Origin of the sequence: Pandoraea sp. B-6, assembly GCF_000282835.1 — a bacterium.
Taxonomy (GTDB): Bacteria; Pseudomonadota; Gammaproteobacteria; order Burkholderiales; family Burkholderiaceae; genus Pandoraea; species Pandoraea cepalis.
In genome coordinates this window covers 43453-46627 of record NZ_KB290534.1, presented here as the reverse complement: position 1 = coordinate 46627, position 3175 = coordinate 43453, and the positions used below count along the sequence as shown (strand labels likewise).

Here is a 3175-nt window from a genome sequence, read left to right as displayed (position 1 = left end):
CGCCGCCCCGGCGCGCGCGGCGTCGGCGCCGGCGTGGCCGGTCGGCCGATACAGACGCAGGGTGACCGGGCCGGCATGACCGGCGATGCTCACCTCTTCGATGCGCAGTCCGTCGTCGGTGCGGTGCGTTTGGCCCGGACGTCCCGAGGGCGACTTGGGGGTGGCTGACATATGGCGTTGGGCTCGCGAGCGCGATACCCCTCTGATGACATTCGATGGATCGAAGTCTAGAGGCGACGGACATCGGGATAAACGCCTATAATTTGGCAACACTATTCGGTCAGATCGACTAATCGATGTCGGCCTTGCCGGTATTGGCTTTTCCCGCCGACCAATTTGCTTATGCACTTGCGATGCGCGTGAAATAAGCCGGATTGGCTGATGCAACCACGTTTTCGAATGGGGAAATGTCATGGATCGCTTGCAAGCGATGCAGGTATTCACGCGCGTCGTCGAGGCAAACAGCTTTTCACGCGCGGCCGACAATCTCGGTTTGCCGCGCACCTCGGTGACCACGATTATTCAGAACCTCGAGGCGCATCTGGGGACGCGGCTGTTGCAGCGTACGACCCGGCGGCTCAACCTGACGCCTGACGGGGCCGCGTATTACGAGCGATGCCTGCGCATCCTCGCGGATATCGAGGAGACCGAATCGTCGTTCCGGGAGAGCAGCCAGCGCGTGCGCGGCAAGCTGCGCATCGACATGCCGGGTTCGCTCGGCAAGCTGGTGGTGCTGCCGGCGCTGTGCGAATTTCACGAACGCTACCCGGAAGTCGAACTTATGGTGGGCATGGGCGACAAGCCGGTCGACCTGATCCAGGAGGGCGTCGATTGTGTGTTGCGCGTTGGCACGCTTCAGGATTCGAGCCTGGTCGCGCGACGCGTGGGCCTGTTCCAAAGCCTGACGTGCGCGTCACCGGCTTATCTCGAGCGCATGGGCATGCCGCATTCGCTCGACGACCTGCAACGGCACACAGCGGTGCACTACTTCTCGAGCCGAACGGGGCGCGTCGTCGAGGACCAGTTCCTGGTGGACGGCAAGGAAGTCGAGATTCCCATGCCGGGGGCGGTCGCGGTCAACGACGCCGAGGCGTATCTGCAACTGGGACTCGCGGGGTTCGGGACGGTGCAGCTCGCGCGCTTCATGGCGCTGCCGTATCTGCAATCGGGCCAATTGGTCGAGATTCTGCACCAGTGGAAGCCGCCTCCCATGCCGATTTCGGCCGTGTATCCGCATAACCGACACCTATCGCCGAAGGTTCGCGTGTTTGTCGACTTCATCGCGGAACTCTTCGAACGTTGCCCGTTGCTGCAAGGGCTCGACGAAACCGCAGGCTCATGCAAGCCGACCGTGGCGGCCGATGACGCCGACGGTCACTGGGCCTCGTACGGCACGCAAATGGCGCCGCAAGACGTCGTGGTCTGACGGATTCGCCGGCACAGTGCCGGTCCACTTCGCAACGCTGGAAGACGCGCGCGCGCAGCCGCCCATCAGGCGCCGCGCGGGCGCTTCGTTTTGGGCAGGCCGGCGTGGAGTGGGGCGCGGGCCACGATGATGGGATGCCGCTGTCACAGTGATTGGCCATGCGGGCATGGCCGCATTCAACTCGCCAACTGTCGCTACCTTCGCGGCGACGCAAAGCGCACCGCGCTTGGGATAATTCTTAATCGAAAGAAACCAAACGTGTCGCGACCGGATTAATTTCGTATCGCGCTTGCCGCCCGGCGCCGTGTGCCGCGATGCAGTAAGGCGCCAGCGCTGCTGCGGGTGAGCGACCGTCGCTCGTCCCTCTATTGCGTCTCCTTCCCGACTTGAATCGATGGCTTTCGCGGCGCGTTTGCGAGACGACACGCCGTTTGGGTCTGTCGGAATTCATCAGAATCGCTTTCGCAGGTGTCCGATGTTTAATTGATTCAAGGAGCGAAGCACCATGAACGAGAACGATCTGGAACTGCAACTCAACGAAGACCAAATCCGACACATTCAAGCGATCACCGGGCAGCGCATCGGCGCGATCCGAGTCGTGTCGAGCTTTCCCGAACTGCGCGGCGTATACGGCGGGCAAGGGGCCGGGGTGCAAGGCCATCTGAACGGTCAGGGTTTGCAAGGCGCGCAGGGCGTACAAGGTGTACAGGGCATACAGGGGGCGCAAGGTATGCAAGGTGCTCAGGGTATGCAGGGCCCGCAAGGTATGCAAGGTGCTCAGGGTATGCAGGGCCCGCAAGGTATGCAAGGTGCTCAGGGTATGCAGGGCCCGCAAGGTATGCAAGGTGCTCAGGGTATGCAGGGCCCGCAAGGTATGCAAGGTGCTCAGGGTATGCAGGGCCCGCAAGGTATGCAAGGTGCTCAGGGTATGCAGGGCCCGCAAGGTATGCAAGGTGCTCAGGGTATGCAGGGCCCGCAAGGTATGCAAGGTGCTCAGGGTATGCAGGGCCCGCAAGGTATGCAAGGTGCTCAGGGTATGCAGGGCCCGCAAGGTATGCAAGGTGCTCAGGGTATGCAGGGCCCGCAAGGTATGCAAGGTGCTCAGGGTATGCAGGGCCCGCAAGGTATGCAAGGTGCTCAGGGTATGCAGGGCCCGCAAGGTATGCAAGGTGCTCAGGGTATGCAGGGCCCGCAAGGTATGCAAGGTGCTCAGGGTATGCAGGGCCCGCAAGGTATGCAAGGTGCTCAGGGTATGCAGGGCCCGCAAGGTATGCAAGGTGCTCAGGGTATGCAGGGCCCGCAAGGTATGCAAGGTGCTCAGGGTATGCAGGGCCCGCAAGGTATGCAAGGTGCTCAGGGTATGCAGGGCCCGCAAGGTATGCAAGGTGCTCAGGGTATGCAGGGCCCGCAAGGTATGCAAGGTGCTCAGGGTATGCAGGGCCCGCAAGGTATGCAAGGTGCTCAGGGTATGCAGGGCCCGCAAGGTATGCAAGGTGCTCAGGGTATGCAGGGCCCGCAAGGTATGCAAGGTGCTCAGGGTATGCAGGGCCCGCAAGGTATGCAAGGTGCTCAGGGTATGCAGGGCCCGCAAGGTATGCAAGGTGCTCAGGGTATGCAGGGCCCGCAAGGTATGCAAGGTGCTCAGGGCGTGCAGGGTCCGCAAGGTATGCAAGGCGTCCAGGGCATACAGGGTCCGCAAGGCGCTCAGGGCGTGCAAGGTCCTCAGGGGTATCAGCACGCTCAAGGCAT

Annotated in this window: 1 protein-coding gene and 1 pseudogene; one reads left to right on the top strand and one right to left on the bottom strand. The window is 62.2% G+C overall.

Going from position 1 to position 3175, the window contains the following annotated elements; genetic code table 11:
* Nucleotides 1–412 precede the first annotated feature (412 nt).
* Nucleotides 413–1426 carry a LysR family transcriptional regulator gene (locus tag A985_RS0114785; RefSeq protein ID WP_017234178.1) on the top strand — a complete coding sequence of 338 codons (1014 nt, stop codon included), beginning with the start codon at nt 413–415 and terminating at the stop codon, nt 1424–1426.
* Between the two features lie 238 nt (nt 1427–1664).
* Here A985_RS0114785 and A985_RS29305 read toward each other — a convergent pair.
* Nucleotides 1665–3175 (bottom strand): annotated as a pseudogene (locus A985_RS29305) (DUF4573 domain-containing protein); the annotation flags it as partial.